Genomic DNA, 1,525 nt, shown 5'->3' with positions numbered 1-1,525 from the left:
AGGTTCTCCAGGGCCCACTGGTCCTTCACGACGGGGGCCCCCTCGGCCGTCACCTCCGCCAGGAACGCCTCGTGCCCGAGGCCCCGCATCACGAGGTCCGTAAACTCGCTGCCGCCGATGCCTTCTTCGCACGCGGCCGCGAAGAGAAACGTCCCGCCGCGCTTCAGAATTCCGAGGCCCGTCAGGAGGCCTTTTTGGCACTGGTAGAAGGTGTGGTCGAGCGGCCAGCCGCCGTTCGTCGTGACGAGGATGTCGCACGGCTCGGGGACGGGGCGCGCGGCGTGTTTGCGGAGGAACGCCACGCCCACCGCGTGGACCGTCTCCAGGTCGGCGCCCGCGAAGACGCCCGTCGGCCGGACCTGCCGGTCCACCGTCACATTGACCGTGAAGTGAGGCGGGGCGAAGGCGGCGACGGCCAGCGCTTCCTCGTGCTCCGGGTTGCCTTCCAGACAGCCCGGCAGGGCGCGCGGGTGCTCGAGAAACTTCGGCGCGTGCCAGGCCCGGACCGTCTCGTCGCCCGCGATGCCGGGGCAGATGGCCTTTCGGCCTCCGGAGAAACCGGCCATGAGGTGAGGCTCGATGACGCCGGTCGCGATCCGCACGTCGGCCTGGACCCATTCGCTCGCCAGGACGACCGGCGTGCCGGCGGCCGTCTCGCCCAGGCGCCGGAGCGCGACCGACCGCCGGCTGAAATGATTCACCACGCGGTACCTCGCAACGATGTCGGCGCCGAGGAGTCGGCACGTCTCGTCGCCGACGACCGGGCCGTGCAGGCCCGTCCCGATCAGGAGGGTGATGCTCTCGGCGGGGATGCCGGCGCGCTCGAGTTCCGCGAGGATCGGCGCCGCGAGGTCGTGGTTCGGGCACGGCCGGGTCCGGTCGCTCACAAGGACGACGGCGCGGAAGTTGCGCCAGTCGCGATGCCACTCCTTCGTGCCGACCGACCGGCTTCGGCCCTTCGTCCGCTCCGCGAGGACCTCGGCAAGCGACGGCCCCGCGACTGGCGCCCGGAGGGCCTTGGCGACGGCGGCCTCGGCCGGCTCCAGCGCCGCCGGCCAGTCGGGCTCCACCACCGCCACGAGGTTTTCGTCCGGCACGTCGATTGAAGCGCCATCGCGGCCATAGGCCAGTTGGATGCGCATGCGGGCCCCGTCGGGTCCTCCCCCTCGCCGAATCCCAAGCCCTTATTTAAACGGTCCGGCCGGCGGCCGCAACACGTTTCTGGACGCCGCTCGCTTGCCCGCCGCCGGCGCCCCCCGCCGCGCGGTTTGGGCTTGAACGGCGGGCGGGATGAGGGTATAGTTTTCGCGGCAGGTTCCGTTCGTGGGCGCTTAGCTCAGTTGGCTAGAGCGCGTGGATCACACCCACGAGGTCACAGGTTCAAGTCCTGTAGCGCCCACCACCTGGGTTGCTCGATGTGTGTGCTCGGCCGCATTTTGCCGACTTCGGCCGTGCGCTCCCTCATCCTGGCCTCCGAACTGCCATCGCCGTTGAGATAGCGCCTTGTTACATTACTTTTGCGAAA

1 protein-coding gene and 1 tRNA gene are annotated in these 1,525 nt (G+C 69.9%); one reads left to right on the top strand and one right to left on the bottom strand.

Translation table 11 applies throughout. The features are described from left to right. A partial coding sequence (gene larA, locus NTX40_01605; GenBank protein ID MCX5647781.1) for a nickel-dependent lactate racemase occupies positions 1-1,142 on the bottom strand: 1,142 nt, incomplete at its 3' end. 183 nt (positions 1,143-1,325) lie between these two features. Here larA and NTX40_01600 point away from each other — a divergent pair. Next, a tRNA-Val gene (locus NTX40_01600) sits at positions 1,326-1,402 on the top strand. Positions 1,403-1,525 lie beyond the last annotated feature (123 nt).

It is taken from the genome of Planctomycetota bacterium (assembly GCA_026387035.1).
Taxonomy (GTDB): Bacteria; Planctomycetota; Phycisphaerae; order FEN-1346; family FEN-1346; genus JAPLMM01.
Note: the sequence above shows the minus strand (reverse complement) of the source record. Positions and strands in the feature narration are given on the sequence as shown.